Origin of the sequence: Flammeovirga aprica JL-4 (genome assembly GCF_012844305.1) — a bacterium.
Taxonomy (GTDB): domain Bacteria; phylum Bacteroidota; class Bacteroidia; order Cytophagales; family Flammeovirgaceae; genus Flammeovirga; species Flammeovirga aprica.
Window position 1 is genome coordinate 1 of the sequence record NZ_JABANE010000109.1, and the last position, 21,292, is coordinate 21,292.

At 37.1% G+C, this 21,292-nt stretch carries 13 protein-coding genes; 5 read left to right on the forward strand and 8 right to left on the reverse strand.

Translation table 11 applies throughout. The annotated features are described in order from the left end of the window. Positions 1-60: 60 nt before the first annotated feature. From HHU12_RS27185 to HHU12_RS27200, 4 genes are all read right to left on the reverse strand, one after another. The gene (locus HHU12_RS27185) at positions 61-1,701 is read right to left on the reverse strand and encodes a hypothetical protein (RefSeq protein ID WP_169659888.1); all 1,641 of its coding nucleotides are present in this window, start codon (positions 1,699-1,701) and stop codon (positions 61-63) included. A gap of 256 nt (positions 1,702-1,957) precedes the next feature. Next, the gene (locus tag HHU12_RS27190) at positions 1,958-2,794 is read right to left on the reverse strand and encodes a sialate O-acetylesterase (RefSeq protein ID WP_205960003.1); all 837 of its coding nucleotides are present in this window, start codon (positions 2,792-2,794) and stop codon (positions 1,958-1,960) included. Positions 2,795-2,975: 181 nt separating this feature from the next. Beyond that, entirely contained in the window at positions 2,976-4,256 is a 1,281-nt protein-coding gene (locus tag HHU12_RS27195; protein ID WP_169659890.1) for a glycoside hydrolase 5 family protein, read from the reverse strand. Between the two features lie 271 nt (positions 4,257-4,527). Further along, complete coding sequence (locus tag HHU12_RS27200; protein WP_169659891.1) at positions 4,528-6,093, reverse strand: hypothetical protein; 1,566 nt, start codon at positions 6,091-6,093, stop codon at positions 4,528-4,530. A gap of 501 nt (positions 6,094-6,594) precedes the next feature. Between HHU12_RS27200 and HHU12_RS27205 the strand changes: the two genes are divergently transcribed. From HHU12_RS27205 to HHU12_RS27220, 4 genes are all read left to right on the forward strand, one after another. Next, complete coding sequence (locus HHU12_RS27205; RefSeq protein WP_169659892.1) at positions 6,595-9,642, forward strand: SusC/RagA family TonB-linked outer membrane protein; 3,048 nt, start codon at positions 6,595-6,597, stop codon at positions 9,640-9,642. A gap of 9 nt (positions 9,643-9,651) precedes the next feature. After that, positions 9,652-11,169, forward strand: a complete 1,518-nt coding sequence (locus HHU12_RS27210) for a RagB/SusD family nutrient uptake outer membrane protein (RefSeq protein ID WP_169659893.1) — start codon at positions 9,652-9,654, stop codon at positions 11,167-11,169. 391 nt (positions 11,170-11,560) lie between these two features. Beyond that, a complete protein-coding gene (locus tag HHU12_RS27215) occupies positions 11,561-13,423 on the forward strand; it encodes a hypothetical protein (protein ID WP_169659894.1) in 1,863 nt (620 codons plus the stop codon). Positions 13,424-14,149: 726 nt separating this feature from the next. Further along, positions 14,150-16,891, forward strand: coding sequence for a fibronectin type III domain-containing protein (locus tag HHU12_RS27220; protein WP_169659895.1), 2,742 nt, complete (start codon positions 14,150-14,152; stop codon positions 16,889-16,891). Between the two features lie 134 nt (positions 16,892-17,025). Here HHU12_RS27220 and HHU12_RS27225 read toward each other — a convergent pair whose 3' ends face one another. Together HHU12_RS27225 and HHU12_RS27230 are read right to left on the reverse strand one after the other, a co-directional pair. Further along, positions 17,026-17,589 carry an FISUMP domain-containing protein gene (locus tag HHU12_RS27225; RefSeq protein ID WP_169659896.1) on the reverse strand — a complete coding sequence of 188 codons (564 nt, stop codon included), beginning with the start codon at positions 17,587-17,589 and terminating at the stop codon, positions 17,026-17,028. A gap of 288 nt (positions 17,590-17,877) precedes the next feature. Further along, on the reverse strand, positions 17,878-18,276 hold the full coding sequence (locus HHU12_RS27230; protein ID WP_169659897.1) for a hypothetical protein: 399 nt from the start codon (positions 18,274-18,276) through the stop codon (positions 17,878-17,880). Between the two features lie 858 nt (positions 18,277-19,134). On the opposite strand from HHU12_RS27230, the gene HHU12_RS27235 reads away from it, so the two are divergent. Then, positions 19,135-19,710, forward strand: a complete 576-nt coding sequence (locus HHU12_RS27235; protein WP_169659898.1) for a hypothetical protein — start codon at positions 19,135-19,137, stop codon at positions 19,708-19,710. Positions 19,711-19,820: 110 nt separating this feature from the next. Here HHU12_RS27235 and HHU12_RS27240 read toward each other — a convergent pair whose 3' ends face one another. Both HHU12_RS27240 and HHU12_RS27245 read right to left on the reverse strand, forming a co-directional pair. Further along, positions 19,821-20,219 carry a hypothetical protein gene (locus tag HHU12_RS27240; RefSeq protein ID WP_169659899.1) on the reverse strand — a complete coding sequence of 133 codons (399 nt, stop codon included), beginning with the start codon at positions 20,217-20,219 and terminating at the stop codon, positions 19,821-19,823. A gap of 383 nt (positions 20,220-20,602) precedes the next feature. Continuing rightward, the gene (locus HHU12_RS27245; RefSeq protein ID WP_169659900.1) at positions 20,603-20,992 is read right to left on the reverse strand and encodes a hypothetical protein; all 390 of its coding nucleotides are present in this window, start codon (positions 20,990-20,992) and stop codon (positions 20,603-20,605) included. Positions 20,993-21,292: the final 300 nt, after the last annotated feature.

Here is a 21,292-nt window from a genome sequence, read left to right on the forward strand (position 1 = left end):
ACGGATGGTTTCTTCAATTCATGTCACCCAAAAACAGCTTTGTGATTGGGCGACGTAAGTTTATATACCTATAAATTTAAAGTCTTCTCCTTCAAAATCCGTCACCTTGTTACGCTCCACAATCACAGGGAAAGGTACGTTTTGAATATCACCATACACGGCAAAGTTGTCTACTAGCCAAGTGTTTTCAGCAGTAAGGTCATTGATATTAAAACTCATCACAATTTTACTGTAGACTGCCCCTTCAGGAACATTATTTAGGTCCAATGCGGTTTTAATGGTTTGCCATCCTTCTTGCACTTGAATCTCTTGGTAAGTTTCCGGTTGCTTATCTCCTGTAGTGCCATCGTCTTCTTTTTCAAGTTTAATAAAAACAGATCCAGTGGCAGGAGCATTGACGTTGAATTCAATATGTTCAAAACCGTCAATGACAATTCTATTTTCTACTTCAAGAACCAGCATTCTATCCCACCAATTACCATCAGTTGCAGAGTTGGTAAAAGACAGTACTTTCTCAGAATTATTTTGCTCATTTTTTAAAGGGTTATCAATGATAGAAGTAGTGGCACCTGAAGCTGTAAATTTAAAATCTTCAGTTTCAAAATTAGTGACTTCATTACGAACTATAGGTTTGGGGAAAGGGACGTTTTGAATATCACCATACACGGCAAAGTCGTCTACCAGCCAAGTATTTTCAGCGCTAAGATCATTGATATTAAAACTCATCACAATTTTACTGTAAACTGCACCTTCAGGAACATTATTTAGGTCCAATGCGGTTTTAATCGTCTGCCATCCTTCTTGTACTTGAATTTCTTGGTAAGTTTCCGGTTGCTTATCTCCGGTAGTCCCATCGTCTTCTTTTTCAAGTTTAATAAAAACAGATCCAGTGGCAGGAGCATTTACGTTGAATTCAATATGTTCAAAACCGTCAATTACAATTCTATTTTCTACTTCAATGATCAGCATTCTATCCCACCAATTACCATCAGTTGCAGAGTTGGTAAAAGAGAGTACTTTCTCCGAGTTATTTTGTTCGTTTTTTAAAGGGTTATCAATGATAGAAGCAGTGGCACCTGAAGCTGTAAATTTAAAATCTTCCGTTTCGAAATTGGTGACTTCATTACGAACGACAGGTTTGGGGAAAGGAACATTCTCTACTGTGCCGTAAGTCGCTAAATTATCAATGTACCATACATCTCCACCGTTAAGGTCGTTGATGTTGAAGAAGATGACAATTTTATTGTATTTGGCAGTAGTGGGTACGTCGGTTAAATCAAATGAAGCTTTGATTGTTTGCCAGCCTTCTGAGACTTGAGCTTCTTGGTAGATACTCGGTTGAGGATCACCGTTGCTGTTTTCTAGCTTGATGGAAATGGTACCTTGAGCGGGTGCTTTCACCATAAATTCAAAATTTTCGAACCCATCAGCTACAATATGATTTTCCACTTCCAATACCAGTAAACGGCCCCACCATTCGGAAGCACTTTCATTGGTAAATTTGATGACATTGTCGGAACTGTTGATGTCGTCTTTGAGCGGATTAGCGACTAGTTCGGCCGTTCCGCCAGATTGAGAAAGCAAGTAATCCGTTGTTTCAAAGTCAGTAATTAAAACGCGTGGAGCCTCTTCTGCCATAGCAAAACTATTGAGCAGGAAAGTGCATAATAGGAGAAGAATAGAAGTATAATTGTTTTTCATTTCAAATTTGGTTGGATTGCGTTGGCAATCGTTGTAACAATAGATTTGAGAGTGCGAGTAATGATGAAGAGAGAATAGAGCTTTACTAAAAGAAGTCAGAGACTTCTAAAGATCTTAAAAGCACAAGAGACGCTGACGCTTAACTCTTGCGCTAGTAAGTAAGGAGCCTGGTGCGAATGTTAAGCGCTAGCGTCATTCGTGGCCTATGGATCAACAGAAATCTCCTGATTTCTAATGACCACAAAAACGAGCCCTTCTATATTTTTTCCTCATCCAATAATTGAAGCATTTTTTCAGCATAGCGTTGTCCCAATAACCGCACTCCTTCACTAGTAAAATGAGCGTTGTCGTCTTGCGCTTTGCACCCTTCAGAAGATATAACATGAGCTTGTTTTAATTTGGAAGGCAAAGTTTGAATGACGGCATTCATTGTTGCTTCCACACCGTCTTGCTGTTCGTCTACTAATTCGCCGACTAATAGCGGGGTCTCCTTATTCAGAGCAAGGTCAGTGATTAAATCAAGGTAAATCTTCTGCACATATTCGGGCCATTTTTCGCGATCCGGAGTGCCATTGTTGGTCTCTCCCTGATGGAGTACTATTCCTTTGATCACCCCTTGTTTTTGTGCTTTCAAAGCAAAGTCCACAAGGTGTTGATAAGGATGGTTCTGATACGCTGAAATTTTGTTTCTAAACCAATGGTCAGGATCGTAAGTATCGAAATACTGTTGGTATTGATCCTTGTCAAAAAGACGAATGTCACAGCCCGCAACAGCCACATTGATAATGCCCACTTTAATACTGTCGGGGAGGGATTTCACTAAAGTATTGACGAAACTATTAGACGGTGATAACCCCACCTTTTCATTGTAATAGCAGTTGGCCAATGGAGGTACGGCTGTGTACCATTCTCCTTTTTTTCTTTTCAGGTTATCACAGTCCACCGTTTGGAAAACGAGGGCTCTGGGATTCACCTGTCGATCTTCTTCTTCAATAGGAGCAAAACCTTCCATATTAGACTGTCCAAAGCAGAGGTAGATATGGAAATTAGGGTCAGATGTCGTCGTGTGTTGTCCCTGTGTCGTGTTTCCCATCAACATGATTGTACAGTTTAATAAAAGAAAAATGCCCGTTTTAATGTCGAAGAAGTTCATTGTGTATTGACGATGATATTGTTTATTATTTAATATGTGGCACCGTATGCCGTAGGGGCGGTCCTATGTGACCGCCCGCAGAACCACCCACGTACCACTACAAAACCATAAATTTTATGCTTTATAAAGCAACCTTTTTCAGTTTCTTATTAAAGCTCTTAATGATTTTCAAAGTCGCCTTATCCGTTTGGTATACCGAGTACCAACCCTGATACTCATGCGGAGGATCACCGATAAGGTCGTCACCCGTTTTCCAAATAGAATGAGGAGCAGAAGGGCGACCTTCACCACCCCAAGCCCAGAAATTACAACCCACAAAAGTGTTATCTCCTTTCTGAACCGCTGTCACTAATTCATTAAAAATGGTCGCGTAATATTGATTTCTGACGTCCACAGTACTTATATCACTGTGATCATCTTTATCTCTAGAAATACCAAACTCTTCCAATACAATAGGCTTATTCAGTTGGTTGCCGATGGCGATATGTTGCTGAATGTATTGCTTTGCTTTTGCCACTGCATTATCATAAGTACCTTCCACATTATGAGGGTCAAACCAACCCCAGTTTTGTACCCAGATATGGAATGTCATATAATCAATATCTTCCGATAAGTGATCCTTTTCGAAGTCCGTTCCAGAATTTGAGCTTGGCGTATACCCCTCAGAACCTGTTGTCACCATATGGTTTTGGTCCAAGGACTTAATAAACTTTGCTGTAGTATTGATCCAAGTGACCAATTGTGTTCCTTTTAAAATGTTTTCAGGTTCATTGGCCAATTGCCATGACATGATCGTAGGATCATTTTTGTAGGCTTTTTGAGTGATTGAATTGGTTCTGTTGACCACTTTTTTAATTGCATTTTGGAAGAGTTGCTGTGCTTCTGTGTTTTCATAAAAATGACTCGCATACTTTCCGTACGTATGCCAATCGCCATTTTCAGCAGGAGGAGGGAATGGAATACTGCCCCCTTTCGTCCATTTGATGTATTGAGAAAAACCACCGGACCAAGGCCAGAAGTTGTTCAAGCAAACCACAGCTTTCATCTCTCTTTTCTGCATTTCTACCAATAAGAAATCAAGTCCTTTCAGTAGTTCCTCATTAAACTCTCCAGGAGCGGACTGCACCGTAGGTTGCATGCACCAAGGCGTATTTTTATCACCTTCAGAAAGTGCCATCACACGGAGGTTCTTTACGCCGATTTTTTCCAGTCGGTCCAATTCGCGTATCAAACGAGGCTGATCAAAAACACCCAAGTTCATACCGTACCAGAAATTGGTGCCGATGTAATGATAGGCTTTTTGGTTGATGACAAATTGCCCATTTTTCACCTTTACAAAATCATCTTGAGCATGAATTTGCATCGCAAAAAAAGACAATAAAAGTGTTAGTATTTTCTTCATATAGTTTAGTAATTAAATGGATCATGTTGTGTTTCGTGAAACGTAAAGCATTTCGTTTCTACAGTGAATCTTTCAATCAGAGTAATGCTTAAATTGAAAAGGTATTGTTCTGTAGAGCCACAATGCCTTGTGGCTCAAGAACCACCATAAAAAACACTTTACATTTCACTATTTTAATATCCTTTAGTTCGAAGTCGGGAGACTTCGCCAATAGACAGTTCCAAGTGACGCTTTCGCTTAACACTTGAAACATGTTTTGATATCAGTATTTTTATAGACTACTCAATACAATCACCGCATGCGCAGGAAGCTGAACCAAACCACCCTCTTTCAAATCAAAGTTGATGTCATCCAATACAGGTCTGCCCATATCTGTATTCAGTTTGTATTGCTCATCAGTGTATTTCAATTGCTTTAAAACAGTAGATTTTTTGACAGGTGCCTTTACAAATACCTCTTGAGGAGTAGCGGAGTTATTGACCATCATAATTGTAAAATTATTTCTCAATTTACCCGTTGTCATACGGACCCCTTCCGGCAGGTTGCTGTTCATATTTAAGATGTCCATTCCTTTCGGGAAGAACTTACATAACCACGACCAAGGGTAATACCAAGGACGGATATTTTCATCTTCAGGTCTGTCAATCAGCTCACTCCCAAGGATGTTCCAGCATCCCCAACGTTTCAGTTGATTGATCTTTCCAAGGTCATCTTTAGTATGCATGGCATCATCCAAATCCCAAGCGATCATACCTTGAGCGCCGGCGTTCATCAGTTGAATGACTGCATCTGTCATATCAACACCGTACTGATAAGTATATACAGCCATTTGAGAATCATAAATAGAAGCATAGCCATCTTTCTTTGCCGCTTCCACATTCAACTCTTGCTGTTTTGTACCCCAATCATCCTTCACACCAATCTCACCTACAAAGAAACGCTTCCCTGTTTTCTTCACTTCAGGCATATCTTTAAGCATGTGCATAGATGCCGCCGCTTTTCCGTTTCTTGTATTTTCCGTTCCTAAATAAGTATGGATTTCATAGGCACCGATAATAGTATCAATATCAGCGATTGTTTTTGTAACCCAATCTTCACCCGTGTATTCAAATCCTTTCTTTGTGTATTGAGGCACAGTTCCCGGTCCCGTGATGGTTAAGTATTGGTCTAACCCTCTTTTCTCAAATTCTTTCTGTAAATCAATCACACCTTGTTTCCATTCTGAGTAATCCCCGTTTGTAGAAGCCCAGTCACCATTCGGTTCATTGATATGATTATAATATTTGATGCAGGTATATCCTTTCTCTTTAATAAGGTGTTCTACGTACTTTCCAATCATCTCAATCCACTGCGGATCATACGCATTTTCTAGTCTATTGATTTTAGCATTTTTGGTTTCTAAATCGTGCATATGGAAAGGTGTGCCCCATTCGCCAAACACCACGTCCACATTTCTAGATTGACAATAGTCGAGTACTTTATATAAAGTTTTCATTTCAGGATTATCCACATCAAAAATCGGATTTCCTTGTTTATCTCTTCCTTTATAGTATCTCCAATTGGCTTGATCAAGTACCCTCATGGTTTGTGGTTGCATGTAATCCAGTCTTTGGTACAGTGTGTCCCATTTCGCAGGAGTGATGATATCGCCCCATTCAGCATCAGGACCATCTGCGTGAGGATAGGCGGCCCATTGAATTCCATTGCCTATGAAGTTTTGACTAATAAAATTGTCAGTTTCAATTTCAGCATAATATTGATGTTGTTCTTCAGGACTGCAAGCCCAAAAGCTACTAGCGATCAATCCAGAAAAAATAAGTTGTGATAATAGTTTCATTTAGAATATAAGTCGTTGCGATCAAAAAATTTCATTTCAAAAAAAGATTTACATTGTTATATCTATAGTGTTGTAAAACTTTCACCTGTGCAATATCTTTAACCCATAATTAAAGTTATAATTTACTTCAAAAAAGTATAATACATAAACAGAAATGTATTATAAATAAATCGAGGTAAATTCGTTTGAAAATGAAAATCTATAAAGTATTCACATCTATTTGTATTGTGATTTACGTGTAAAATGCTTGTTTTTAGTGTTTTATGCTTATTTTTTAACTCTATTCCTGATTTTTTAGCACTACAGGTCTATTCTAGCAACAAGCAAAATCATGATACTTTATTATTTGATAGTTGTACTATTATGAATCTTATTTTTTGAAAAGTGTACCGTCGACTATTATTGCTATTGTATTGACGACGAAACGGAATTTTTTTAAAGATCTCAAGTGAATCTGACACCTCGCTTGTTGATAAGACACATTTATTACTAATCAATGAAATGAAAGGCATACTCTATTCAAGACAAAAACTACAAGTAGTTCTGTCGATCATTCTGACATTCACCTCACTAACAATTTTTGCACAAGAGAGGGTAGTAAAAGGTAATGTAACCTCTGATTATGAACCGTTAATTGGAGCCAATGTATTGATAAAAGGAACATCAGTTGGAACATTGACTGACTTTGATGGTAACTTTACATTGACTGTTCCTAACGATGAAACAACTTTAGTTTTCTCTTATATCGGATACTTTACAGAAGAAGTTTACGTAGGAACAAAGTCAACTGTGAACATCGCTTTAAAAGAAGATGCAGAACAACTAGAAGAAGTAGTGGTAGTAGGTTATGGTACCATGAAGAAAAGTGATTTGACTGGTTCTGTAAATAAAGTACAGATGGATGATATTCCACAGCGTCCGGCGGCGAATATAGAACAATTATTACAAGGACAAGCAGCAGGTTTGCAAATCACCAACTCATCAGGGCAACCTGGTAGTGATGTTTCTGTAAAATTAAGAGGGGTGAGTTCACTGAGAGGTGATAGTAGTCCACTTTTGGTAGTGGATGGTTTTCCTATTGGTAATGCAGGTAACTTAAAGCAAATTAACCCAAATGATATTAAATCTATTGAGGTTTTAAAAGATGCATCTGCTTCTGCAATCTATGGTTCTCGTGGTGCCAATGGTGTTATTATGATCACAACTAAAAAAGGTTCAAGTGGTAAAATGGCGATAGATGTTAACTCAAGAGTGTCTGTTGCAACACCACCTAACGCCTTTAATGTCATTCGTAATCCAGCTCAATTTGCACTTATTGAAAATGAAGGAAGAGTAAATGCAGGTTTACAGCCGTTCTATGTTGGAGAGACTTTCCAAGGAACGTACTATCCTTCAGTAAGTGAAATTGCAAGTGGTGCTTGGGGTACATCAACAGATTGGCCGGGCGTGGTTTACAGAAATGCTTTGGCACAAGATCATAACGTATCAGCAAGTGGTGGTAGTGAAAATACAAAGTACTTTATCTCTTTGGGTTACCTATCACAAGAAGGTATCAATATTGGTGATGATTATAATAGATATAATATGAGAGTTTCTTTGGATCAAAAAATCTACAGAAACTTGATGGGTGGTATTAATGTTATTTATAATCACACAGACAGAAATGCGAATTCAATGGCTGGAATTAACAGGTCTCCTGTGTTCCCAGTTTACGACGAAGATGGTGCTCCATTCTTTATCGGTGCTCAAGATTTTTACCATCCTATGGTTTGGGCCAATGAGGTTTTGAACAACAACAAAGGACAGGACTTTATTACGAACATGTATTTGTCACTGAAAATCTTTGAGGACTTGGAACTGAAAACTACAATGAACATCAAGTCGGGTAATAGTATTGCAGATCATTATGAGCCAATTGGTAAAACATGGAATGGTGCTGAGTTTAATGGTTATGGTTCTATTAATAACTACAGTGATTTGGACCTGTTGTCTGAAACATACATGAATTACTCGAAAAATATCAATGAAAAGCATCGTATCAGTGCCATGGCAGGTTGGAGTGCGCAACGTTATACTGTGAGAACAAGTGATCTTAACGGTAGAGGTTTTGTGAATGATAATTTGGGTAATCAGAACTTAAATTCAGCTGAAAATGCAGCGATAACGAACGGATTGAAATCTCACCTTTTATTATCAGGCATTGGACGTTTGAACTACGTTTATGATGATCGTTTCTTAATGACTGCGACTGTTCGAGCGGATGGTTCTTCAAAATTTGGAGGAAACAACCAATGGGCGTATTTCCCATCAGTAGCCGTAGGTTGGAATGTACAAAATGAGGCTTTCTTAGAACATTCAGAGGTTGTTTCACAATTAAAACTTAGAGCTTCATGGGGACAGGCAGGTAACCAAGGTTTAGACCCTTATATGATCAATGAACGTTACGGAACAGGCCGTTACCCTACTGCAAATGCGGATGGTACTTTCTCTACAGGTTTTGGTCCTGGTACTTACTCTTATTCGCCAGACGGTATTTACAAAATCTGGCAAGGTATGGCCAATAGAGACTTGAAATGGGAAACAACGACGACAACCAATATTGGTGTTGACTTAGGTTTATTTGAGTCTAAAGTTATGCTGACTGCTGAGGTGTATCAAAAATATACGCATGATCTTTTAAGACAAGAGCGTATTGCACCAAGTGCGGGTTATGACTTGATTTGGGTAAATAATGGTGAGATCAAGAACTCAGGTATAGAGTTGAGTTTGGATTTATCTCTAGTAGAAAATAAAGATTGGAACTGGGGTGTGAAAGGTATGATTTCTCACAATAAGAATGAGGTAATGGATACAGGTTCAACAGCAGATTTTGAATGGTTTGGTGGAACGGTAGAGAAATTCAGAACACCGATTACAGTCATTCAAAAAGGACAGCCTATAGGTGCTTTCTATGGTTATAAAACAGACGGTATTATTCAGACTTATGAAGAAGGATTGGAAGCAGGTTTAACAGGTTCAAGAGCAAGACCGGGTGAGATCAAGTATGTAGATCTCAATGGAGATGGTGTTGTAGATGCAAATGATAGAACGGTGATTGGTGATCCCAACCCTACTTTTATCTATAGTTTCAGTACTAGGTTGAGATACAAAAAATTAGACTTCTCTGTATTGTTCACGGGTGTTAAAGGAAATCAGGTATTTAATAATACCAAGTTTGAAGGTGCAGCATATTTACAACGCTGGACGCCAGATAATCCTACCAATGAATATCCAAGTATGAACAGTTCAAGAGCATATGAAGCTTCGGATTATTGGATTGAAGATGGTTCATATTTAAGAGTACAAAACATCAATTTAGGGTATACTTTCAACAGCGAAAATATCAAATGGTTGGATAGATTAAGAGTATATACTTCTATTGATAATCCAATTGTATTCTCTGATTTCCAATATGGTTATGATCCTGAAGTGGGCGGAGATGGTATTCACTGGGGCAACTATCCTATGCCAACAACATACTCTTTAGGTTTGAACGTATCATTTAAATAGTAGAGTGAAATGAAATTAACAATCAAAAATATATTACTATCGGCTGCCGCTGCTTTGGTATTGTCAGGTTGTAGCCTAGATGAGGAACCTTATGGCTTCTTATCGAATGAAAACTTTTATAAAACAGCATCAGATGCAGAGTCAGCATTAACTTATGTATATTCTGTCAATTCTGATATTGAATACTACTCTAGACACTTCATCATTGCCACAGAAGTACCGACAGAAACACTGACCATCAAACCTGATGCAGGTGCAGACCAACATGCTTTGGACCGTTTGGAAGTGTTGAACAACAATAAAATTGTGGAGGATATGTGGCGTTATCCTTACTTAGGTGTCAATAGAGCGAATGCGGTAATTCAGAACGTACCTGCAACAGCTGATATGGATGAAACCCGAAAAGCAGAAGTTATTGCAGAAGCAAAGTTCCTTAGAGCCTTACATTACTTCAACTTAACTCGCTTTTTTGGAGATGTAGTCATCAGAGAGGAACAGGTAGATTCAAGAGACCAAGTAGGGAAGGAACTTTCACCTAAAGAAGATGTTTATGCTTTTATCCTAAGAGACTTAACTGAAGCGGAGGAATTTTTAACGACTAAAAGAGTGTATGGCCGTGCCAATAAAACAGCAGTTTGGGCACTTTTATCTAAAGTCTATTTACAACTGGCTTCTGCAAAAGATACAGGTGTGGAAGGTTATGAATGGGTAAGCAATGCCAATGAAAATTATACATTGGCGGCCAATTATGCTAAGAAAGTACTTCAAGAGCAATCAGAATTTTCGTTTGAAAGCGACTTGATGGAAACTTGGAATGTTAGAAATAAAGCGACAGCAAAAGAACACATTTTTGTATCGGCAACAGATAGAAATGGTTTGATTGAAGGGGAGTATACAAAACTTCCAATGTTGTTTATGCCATGGGCTGAAGGTGCTCCAGAAGTAGTATTACCAAATGGAACAGTGATTTCTGGTGGTGGCTGGGAACACCTTTGGATTGAAGATGATTTTGTAGCCAATTATGCTGCAGAAGATCGTAGAGGAAGCCTAGAAATGATTGTCAATAAAGTCACTATCCCTGAAGGTGGAAATGATGGAGCTGACCTAGAATTAGTTTATCCTGGCGGAGGTCTTCAAGCTACTTTCCCAATGAAATTTTTAGATCCAGACATGGTAGGTCAGCAAGCTACTTGTGATACACCAATTTTAAGATATACTGACATCATGATGGTGTATTGTGAAGCCTTAGGTCCTAATGCAGAAACGTATGCGCTGATGGATCAGATCAGAGGAAGAGCAGGTTTATCTCCTTTGGCGGGAGGTATGAGCCTTCAGGAATTCAGAACGTATATCCTTGAAGAAAGAGGTAGAGAATTAGCGTTTGAAGGAAAGCGTTTATTTGACTTAAGAAGAACCAACAGTATGGAAAGAGTACTGGGCGGTGAATATGGTAAGCCAATGAGCAAAGGGATTTACTACTTTGATATTCCATTGATTGAGGTAGATACAAATCCTGGAATCAACTAAAATAAACTGTTATTCAGGTGTCCTGCTGATCGTCAGAAATTAGTAGGACACTAATGACGCAATTGCTTAATATCAGTGCCATTGCAATACTTCTCTCTTAGTTGAGTAGTTCTCCCCTCGGCCTTGAAGGGAAAAGCGTTAAGAATTTCATGTATTGAACCATAAAGAATGATTTTCTTGTTTGAGCGCAGCGAGTTTAAAATCATTTAGGTGAAAGGAATGGAATTTAGCTTTTGACTTCTAAGCCTTGAATTTTTTGCTTCGTTTTTGTTTCAAGACAAAAATGAAGAAGGAGGAAGTTTGGAAGTAGTCCCTTTAAAGTTAATAAAAGCGTCATTTAATAGTTTACGATTGACGAAACACATAATCTATTCGACAAAATTTCAAGCTTATGAAAAATATAAAAAACTTCTTTCTAATCGCTTGCTTAATGGGCATGTTGGGCTGTCAGCCTGAGAACCCCAACGAGATTTTGACAAGTGAAAGAGCCATCATTTCCTATTTTATTGATGGCCTTCAAATCGGTCCTGCAGAGATCAATAGAACACCAAACGAAAGTGACTTTACCATCTTTGTGATTGATGGTATGGATCTTACAAGTGTGACACCTATTATTGAAGTCTCTTATGGGGCCACTATTCACCCTGCTTCAGGAGAAGCTGTAGATTTATCCTCAGGAAGTTTCACCTATCAAGTGACTTCAGAAACAGGAGCGGTGAGAGATTGGGTATTGACAGTGGAGTCATTTGACAATAAACTACAAGGTAAATGGAAAGTAGGTAAGCCTATGGAATTCCATTACTTTATCGGCGAAGGCGAAAGCTGGGGCTGGGAAGGTGTAAAAGACGTAGAATGGACATTGCCTGGTGCTGGTGCCGCTACTGACAATGAATTAGAATTTATGACTGCTGGTGTAGATGAAGTGGGTAATCTTTATGGTACGGGTACTTATTCTGCAGGTACAGATGGTCAGTTTGAAACATTTGTATTAGAAGGTGCTTGTTTAGGATCTGACCTTGATTACGCTCCTTATTATGGAAGAATGCCAAAAGGGGAATTTGAATGGGTATTGGATTTAACCAATAATACAATCGTACTGACAAAAGAAGATGCTACAGAAACAACGCTTCCAATCGAATGGGTAGATACAGAAGATTACTCGGTATTCCAATTGGCTTTTGCTCCAGAAGCATTTGAGCTAGGATGGCAAGATTGTAATTACAATGAGTTGGAATTGAACTACGGTAAAAAAGTATGGTACACGATGGTACGTGAAGGTGCGGAACTTCCAGATGAAGAGGAGGAAGAGGACAAAGATCCTGTCATTCCAGAATACTCGCCAATTTCATTAAATGGTGATTGGGGAATTGAGAACATTGGTTTCTGGCCAGGTGGAGACGCTGGTATCTGCGATGATTATGATAATATCTTACGTTTCAGCAATGAATCATTTGATACATCAACAGGTATTTTATCAGGTGATTTCCAATACTTGGCAGGAGCTGACGGCATCCTTACTAACGGAAACGGTACTGATTGGGTAGTTTTCCTTGAAAGCGGAACATTCGAATTAAAAATCTTACAAAACCCAGATAATACAGATAGTAGAGAATTCTGGACAATGAAGTTTATTGCTACTGACGGTACTGAACTTGAAGTACCAAACGCTGTAGAAGGTAGCGGAGCGGATAATTTCACATTAAAATTCAATGGTGGTTTTGCTGGAAGTGACCAAGAGGCTCACTGGTACAAATTTGTAAGAAACTTTGTAGGAACTAAACCATGTGACGGTGAAACTCCAGTTGATCCAACGCCAGATCCTGATGGTATTTTCCCAGAAGGAAGATGGACTGCTAGAGAAGGAGTGTTATTGAACACTTACTATTGGAACAGTGATGACGATCAAGGACATCAACGTTATAGCGATTCACAAGCAGCGGATAACGATGTGATTACTTTCTCAGAAGTAGAGCAAAATGATCAAGTATACACAGGTAAAATCACGGTTGACTACGGAGCGGATGGAACATTTGATGTAGGTGAGTATACTATCAAATCAGGTACATTTACTTATACTGTAACAGGTGAAGAGTGGGGTGCCCCTGTTGGAAATATGGTGATTAATACTGAAGATGGTGGAACTATCACTTATTCTAAAACAAATCTTTGGAACTCTAAAGGGGATTTCGATTTCCAAATCAAATTCAATGTTGATGGAATTGGTGAGGTGTATTACAGAATCACTGATAAGTAATTAGATAGACCAATAAGGAGGGGTAAGAAAACTACATCTTATCCCTCTTAACTTAAATACAATTTCATACTATCGGGCGCTATCCAATGTTTTGGGTAGTGCCTTTTTATGTTTCAGAATAGTATTGATTATCAATAAAATAGTATGTGATTAAAGCACTAAATTCTAAGATCTTGTGACTAGGAACATTGAACCGTATAAATGGTTCATCACTGAAATAAATTATTACTTAAGGATTTGGATGAGGTAAATACTAAGGAAAAGGCGAGTGGTTTGTGCACCATGACTGAAGTCATGGGCAGGTGATATTGGCTCCACCAACACTGAAGTGTTGCTTCCGTGTTACCTTAGTTTTTATTGTTTTGTAAACTAGAAATTTGCATGTCTTTTGGACACGAATGGTATTAATACTTAACATTAGGTTCAGTGGATCTTCTACCCTATGAATGTGGTAGTACTTCCCTGGCCTTGAAGGGAAAAGCGTTAAGAATTTCATGTATTGAGCCGTTAAAAATGATTTTGTTGTTTGAGCTTTAGCGAGTTTAAAATCATTTAGGCGAGAGAAATGGAATTTAGCTTTTGACTTCAAAGCCTAGATTTTTTGCTTCGTTTTTCATCAATGGAAAAATGAAGAAGAAGGAAGCTTGGAAGTAGAACCTTGAAAGTTGATGATAGAATAGTTTACAGCACCCTTCTTCACCAATTCCTTCTTAAATCAACTAGCACATGAAATGTATTACTACTAAGGTTCAATTTTTATTGATGACCTCTCTTCTTCTTGCACTTTGCAATATAGAAATCAACGCTCACCAAAGAGTATTCCTTTCCGATTGGGAACAAAGCACCTTAAACTTTCAAGCCAGTAACAATGCAAGTTACACCACTGTCAACAATCCCAGTCAAGATGCTGTCAACTCATCATCACAAGTAGGGAAGTTTGTATCTACAGCTTACCAATGGGATTTCCTTTCATTGAACCTCTCAGAAGAAATTGATTTTGAGAACTATCCTGTTTACAAACTCAAAGTTAGAACATCGGCGGTTGGAACCATAATGATGAAGTTTGAAGACGGTCCTTCGGGAAGTTATGTAGCGAGGTATGCTACTCCATCAACCACCAACCAATGGGAAGAACTAACGTTTGACTTCTCAGGAATAGCCAATGGAAACTATGGAAAAATGATCATCACTTTTGATTATACTTCCACTACTGCTGGAGTTGAATGGTATTTAGGTGACTTTGTAAAAGCAAAACAAAACGTTGATACCACTCGCCCAACACAACCACAAGGTTTAACTGTCACCAACTCCTCCTCAAAAAGTGTATCCCTCCAATGGAACGCTTCCTCTGATAATGTAGGAGTGATAGGTTATGTGATATATAAGAACAATACAGAAGTAGGGCGTTCTAACACCACTTCCTTCGAGGTGTCACAACTCAATGCCAATAGCAATTACACTTTTACCGTCAGTGCTTATGATTTGGTGGGCAACGAATCAGGGAAAAGTAACACTGTCAATGCCACTACTCAGAACATGGGTAACGGAAATTTTATCACCTCTGTCAGTTTGCAGAGAACAAGTATGAACCTCTATGATGATTTGGAAGTGGATATTCAATTGAATGCACGGTATTCAGATCCCTACAACCCCAACAACATCAAAACGGATATGGTCTTGATCACTCCTAGTGGAAAAGAATTGGTAGTTCCTTGTTTTTATTACTCAGGTGTTTCTAGAAATTCTCTTTGGAAAGGAAGATTCACGCCTCAAGAAACAGGACAATATCAGTTAGTGGTAGATGTTGAAAAAGCGCAAAACTCGCAACGTTCCGGTGTTTATACTTTTACAGTCAACAATTCCTACAACGATGGTTTTTTACATACCAATGAGGCCTCTTTTTATAATCTGAAGTTTGATTCAGATCGTAAGTTTAGAGGAATAGGAGAGAACTTCGCATGGGAAGCCCGTTTGGATTTAGGAGATGATCAAACTTTCACTTACGATTATTTCTTTCAGCAGATGAAAAGCAAAAATGCAAACTTCATCAGAACATGGATGTGTCCTTGGAACCTTCCTTTGGAATGGAAAAAGACTGACTTTGGAAGATATACCGATGGAAATGAAACCTATAATTCTTCTGCTATTGCTCGAATGGATTGGATGTTGGATCAAGCTTCTCAAAATGGAATTTACATCATGCTGACTTTGGATTATCACGGAGCACTATTAGAAGAACCCGACTATTGGGGAGGAAATAATTATTGGAAGGATCATAATTATTACTCAGGTAATGGCGGTCCAATCTCTGACCATAAAGCATTTTTTACAAATGAAAGTGCCAAGCAACTCTACAAAAACAGATTAAGATATATCATTGCAAGATGGGGGTATCATACAAATATTGGTGCCATTGAATTATTTAATGAGGTGGATAACCTGATCCGAGATGAAAACTTTAATGCCAATGACATAGAAGCTTGGCACAATGAGATGAGTACTTATTTGAAATCCATTGACCCTTACAATCATATTGTAACCACAAGTATCACAGGAGCGGAGATCAATAATATGTTCCATCAACCCAACTTGGACTTGATCCAAAGTCACCCATATGGACCTGTAGAAGGAGTGATTTCAGCTATTCAAACCCTCACAGATCGTTACAATAAACCTTATGTGGCAGGAGAATTTGCAGATGATTGGGTAGCTCCAACTTCACAAACGATGGCTGATTTCCAAAAGTCATTTCACAGAGGATTATGGACGGCATTATTCCAGCCAACACCCATTTTACCAATGACATGGTGGTGGGAAGATTTTACCTATGAAGGTTTTAATGATGAATTGACTGCTGTATCAGCTTACTCTGATATTATGCTTCAAGCCATGAATGATCAAGAGCAGACGTTGACAATCACAGGCAATGATAATATTGATAAAATGGGAGTAAAAGCAGGAGATAAATTGTTCGTTTATTTTTATAATAAATCAACCACAACACGATCTCCCAATATGACCATAAGCGGTGTGGACAATCAACTGTATTACGTAACTTCTTTCAATACTACCACAGGAATAATGCAAAATGAAGCATCAGTATTGGGAAGTAACCGACAGCTTGTGATTGGCCTTCAAAACCTGCAAGCAGGAAAGGACATCGCTTACATTATTCAAAAAGGGAGCTATTATTTATCACAAAGTAACCAAAGACAACAGTATTTAGAGCAGGCTGATCAGCTCAAAATATACCCTAATCCAAGTACAGGGATTATTAACCTTGAAAAGCCAGAAGATTACCATCATTTGACCATTTATACGGCATTAGGAAGAGAAATTTTATCAGTTGATTTAGATAGTGCTCGTGAAAAAATATCACTCAACGATCAAGAAAAAGGAGTGTATTTATTGAAGTTCTTTGATGTCAATGGAAATACCACGATAAGGAAGGTACTATTGAATAAGTAGTTTTAGTAGATTATGCACTAGGAGAAAAGAAATAACCGTACAGGTATCAATTATGTGATGCCTATACGGTTATTGTTTTATCATAGAATTGATAGCAGTTGAAACCAATTATAAATGAAGGCTTCAAAAATACCTTATTCTTCTGATGCTAAAGTCGTTTCAACTTTGATACAGCGAACAGCTTTACCTCCATCTTTTAGAGCTGCACTAATACCATCGGCATTTGTACCCCAATAATGAGCAGAAGAACTATTTCTATCCGAAGATGTCCAGTAACTAGCATGTTCTTTCATACCGGTATATTTATCATTGCCATATCTCCACCCTCCAATTTTGGCATTATAGCCCAATGGATTAAACAGGTTGTCATTGTTTTCTTTTAAGTAATCAAACAACTCATAATAGTCCTCTTTAGTAGGTAATTTCCAACCTTCAGGACAAACCTCACAAGCTTTTTCCCAGCTGTAGAGATAACCAAATTCATTCACGTAGCTCGTTTTATGTTCGTAAGCCCAGCACCCTGGAATTGAGTTGAAAGCAAGGTTTTCTTGCATCCAGATTTGATTACCGATCTTTACCGCCGAATATGTTTTACCATCTCGACTGTCAGTAAGTTTGATTTTACTACTACAGCCTGTAACGAAAAGTAGTGCTAGAATTGCCACTGTGAAAGTTAGATTCTGTTGAAATTTTTTCATGATGATTTTAGTATAAGTTTTAGTTTAACTTTTTTATTGCTTAAAGTACATTCTAAGTTAACTGATTTTTTTCAATTTTGTAATAAATTGGAAATTTGTAATACTTAGTACTATTCTTATAAGAGATATTTCAAACATGCTCTAAATTGTAAACTTGTTCTAGAAGCGTCATCAATCAAGGCCAGAGGTGTTGCACTTTCACATAAAAAAAGCCCTCAAGTTTTCACCTGAAGGCCTAATCTATCGTTCGTGTTAATATAGTATTAGTATGTGATGTTTTTTGCTGACCTAGCGACGGTTCAACTTCAATACTTTTTTCTGTATTTTAGAAATGTCCTCACCTGCAATCATTCCCGCTAAGATCGCTTTGTTATATGTTTCGATGGCCATGTCCTTCGCACCGTTTAGTGCAAGGTAATCACCTTTGATTTCTAAGTTTTCAGCGTTTTCGTTGATCGCAATTGATTTCTCAATCCAAACATAAGCTTCACTTAAGTTTGTTTTCAATTCGATACATCTGTCAGCCGCATCAGCATAAGCTTCCCAGTCAGTAGCTGTAGCATTCTCAACTGAAGCACGCAATTTGTCAATCTCATTATCTTCCTTATCAGTAGGATTAGCGAATGAAGGATTTACAGTGATGATTGCAAATAACGCTAGAACTAGAAGTTGTTTTAAAGATTTCATGACTATATATGTTTTGTGTTTTCTTGTATCATTCAATTATGCTTTACTATATACTAAAGGCTTGCCAAAGGTATTTAATTGATTGATATACAGATTTTTATGTCTTTGTTTTTGGTTTTTAAGTGTATTTTGTACATAGATTTTATTACATATACGAACAACTTGTCCGTTATCGGTCATTTTTGTTGAATTTTTCGAAATATAATTCTGTTTTTAATTATTTATTTACATTTATTTAAAATTATATTCTGAATTATACATTTATCACGTTATTTTTATTTTGTATTGAATGATTGGGTGATGTATGTTATTTGAAGCCTACTGAATAGAATGAATTAATATTGTGAATTTCGTAAATTATATACCTTTTTATTGTGGAAAATGAAAAAATGAATAATTAATAAAAATATTTTTTATCAATTTATTAACTGAGTGCCAAATAGTGTTTTGATTAACGTAATGTGTACGCTTTTGAAATAGTTGCTTATTTCGTACATTTTTTCACTTAAAAACAGCCTTACATTACAGATGTATACTTATCATTCAAAGTGCATTTTTTCGAGCATTTCTTAGTTTTTTTTATTATATTCTCAAACAGTTTTAAGGCTTGACAGTTATATTTTCTGTAAGACTTAAAAACAGCTGTACATAGACTTGAAAATTGAAGTTTTGGATGTTCTTTATTAGACTACACTGCATTAGAATATTTCATACTGATGACTTTATTACCCTATTGATAAAAAATCCGTCTTACCTCAATTTTTAAAGTAATTACAAATTCAAAAATAAATCATAGCTAATTTTGAATTTGTACTGCTACACTAATTTATTTACTCTATTACTAACTCGACACATGAAATGAGAACTACTTTTTACACCTTACTATCTCTACTTTTGGCTTCTTGCAGTTTAATAGACTACAATATCGAACCAGAAAACTTAGAAGTTCATTACAACAGTCCCGAAGCACTTTTATTAAAACCTTATGTGGACAATTATCTTCAGGAAGCATCGAAAAGAGGTATACGACTGCATCACAAAACCATTGATATCAATGTAGAAATGGGCAATGAAAAAGAAGTACTAGCAAAAGCTTGTTTTTTCTGCCGTAAACTGACGGTCTACAACAATTCAAAACTTTGGGACGAAATGAAAAACCGATCTTTCGATGTAAATTATGGAGGAGGAATGAAAGTGCTAGCTCATGAGTTAAACCACACTTTGATCGATGCTGACCACAGAGGCATAAAAGGAGAGACCATGACTGTAATTCTCGACGGTCAAAAAGAAGAAGCAATTCTAAGTATTATGACCCAAGGCGATAATGACATTCCAGATCTCACAGACGGAACATTATCTTTCTTATGGGAAGAGTATTATTGGGATGAATTATTTGAAATAATACCAACGGAAAATCGTTTTGTGGTAGAATAAGTATGATTTAACTTGTTTTCAAAGCAACAAAAAAGCCTTCAAGATGCACTCCTGAAGGCTTATTATTTTTTGGGTACTATTCCAATGTACCTAATTTATTTTTTTGGAAACTAACGGCGAGATAATCTCAAAACTTTTCTCTGTAGAGCGTCAATATTTTCACCCTCAGCCATCGCTTTTAAAATAGCTTGATTATACGTTTCAACAGCCATATCATTAACGCCGTTTAATGCTAAATAATCTCCCTTGATTTTTAAGTTTTTACTATTCTCATTAATCTCAATAGATTTTTCAATCCACACATACGCTTCACTTAAATTCGCTTGCATCTGAATACATTTTTCAGCAGCATCAGCATAAACAGCCCAATCATTAGTAGCTGCATTTTCCACTGTTTCACGTATTTCTCTAATCTCATTATCTTCATTATCAGTAGTACTCGCAAATAAAGAACTCACTGAAAATAAGGTAAGTAATGCAACGACTAAAATTTGTTTTAAAGATTTCATGACGATATAAATTTTGTGTTTTTGATTTGCTTATATACACGGTCACTTGTCTTTAAAAGTTGAGAATGAAGATTTAATTTCTGTTAATCAGTTGATTAAATAAGATTCATTAAGTTTTAAGTGTGATTTTTACATAAAATTAATAAGTCAAGAGTGTAAGTAGAAATTCAGCAGTTATTTAGATCATATTTTATTTCTTGAGAAATAAAGCAGTAGGGATATGGAAAGCTTCACTTAATATAGGTAGTTATACCATCATATTATTTAGAATTTCACTCGAGAGTCAAACTGTCTTATAACAAAAAAAATGCTGTCGGAAAGCTCCAACAGCATTTAATACTAGCTCAATTCAATTAATTATTTTATGTCTTTTTGCTAACTACTTATCTTGTTAGCTTCAACAATTTCTTTTGAACATTTTGGATGTCAAAAGTATCGTCGTTTAATCCTTTCAAAATGGCTTGTCTGTACGCTTCTACAGCCATGTCTTTAGCACCATTTAGTTTTAGATAATCTCCTTTCAACTCGTAGTTTCTAGCGTTAGGAGCCATCTGAATTGCTGTCTCTAACCATACGTAAGCTTCGCTAAGATTAGTTTTCAACTCTATACATCTTTCCGCTGCATCAGCATACGTAGACCATTTGTCAGCGTTTTCTACTGAAGCTCTTAGTTTCGTAATCTCGTCTTCGTTGTCTGTGTTAGTTGCAAATGTTGTATTTAAAGAAACAAGTGCTACGAAGATGAATGCGAAGAAATATTTTAAAGTTTTCATAACAGCTATATATTTTAAAGTGCAATTATTTTTTTGTCTGATGCTTAGAATAATACTAATCATGTGCCAAAAGAAGTTAACTTGCTGTTATAGAGTTTGTTTGCAATTGTCTTGGGTGTTTTAAGTGTAAAATTCATACTTAAAACAGTGCTTTTAATGAACAATGTGTTCATAAACGTACGAATTACTCTTTTTCTGGCAGAATAATATTCTGAATGTTGACCTAGGTCAATAAAAAATCAGAATAAATGATCATGATCACCATTGTTTTTTGTGTAATTATTTCGATAAAGGAATGGA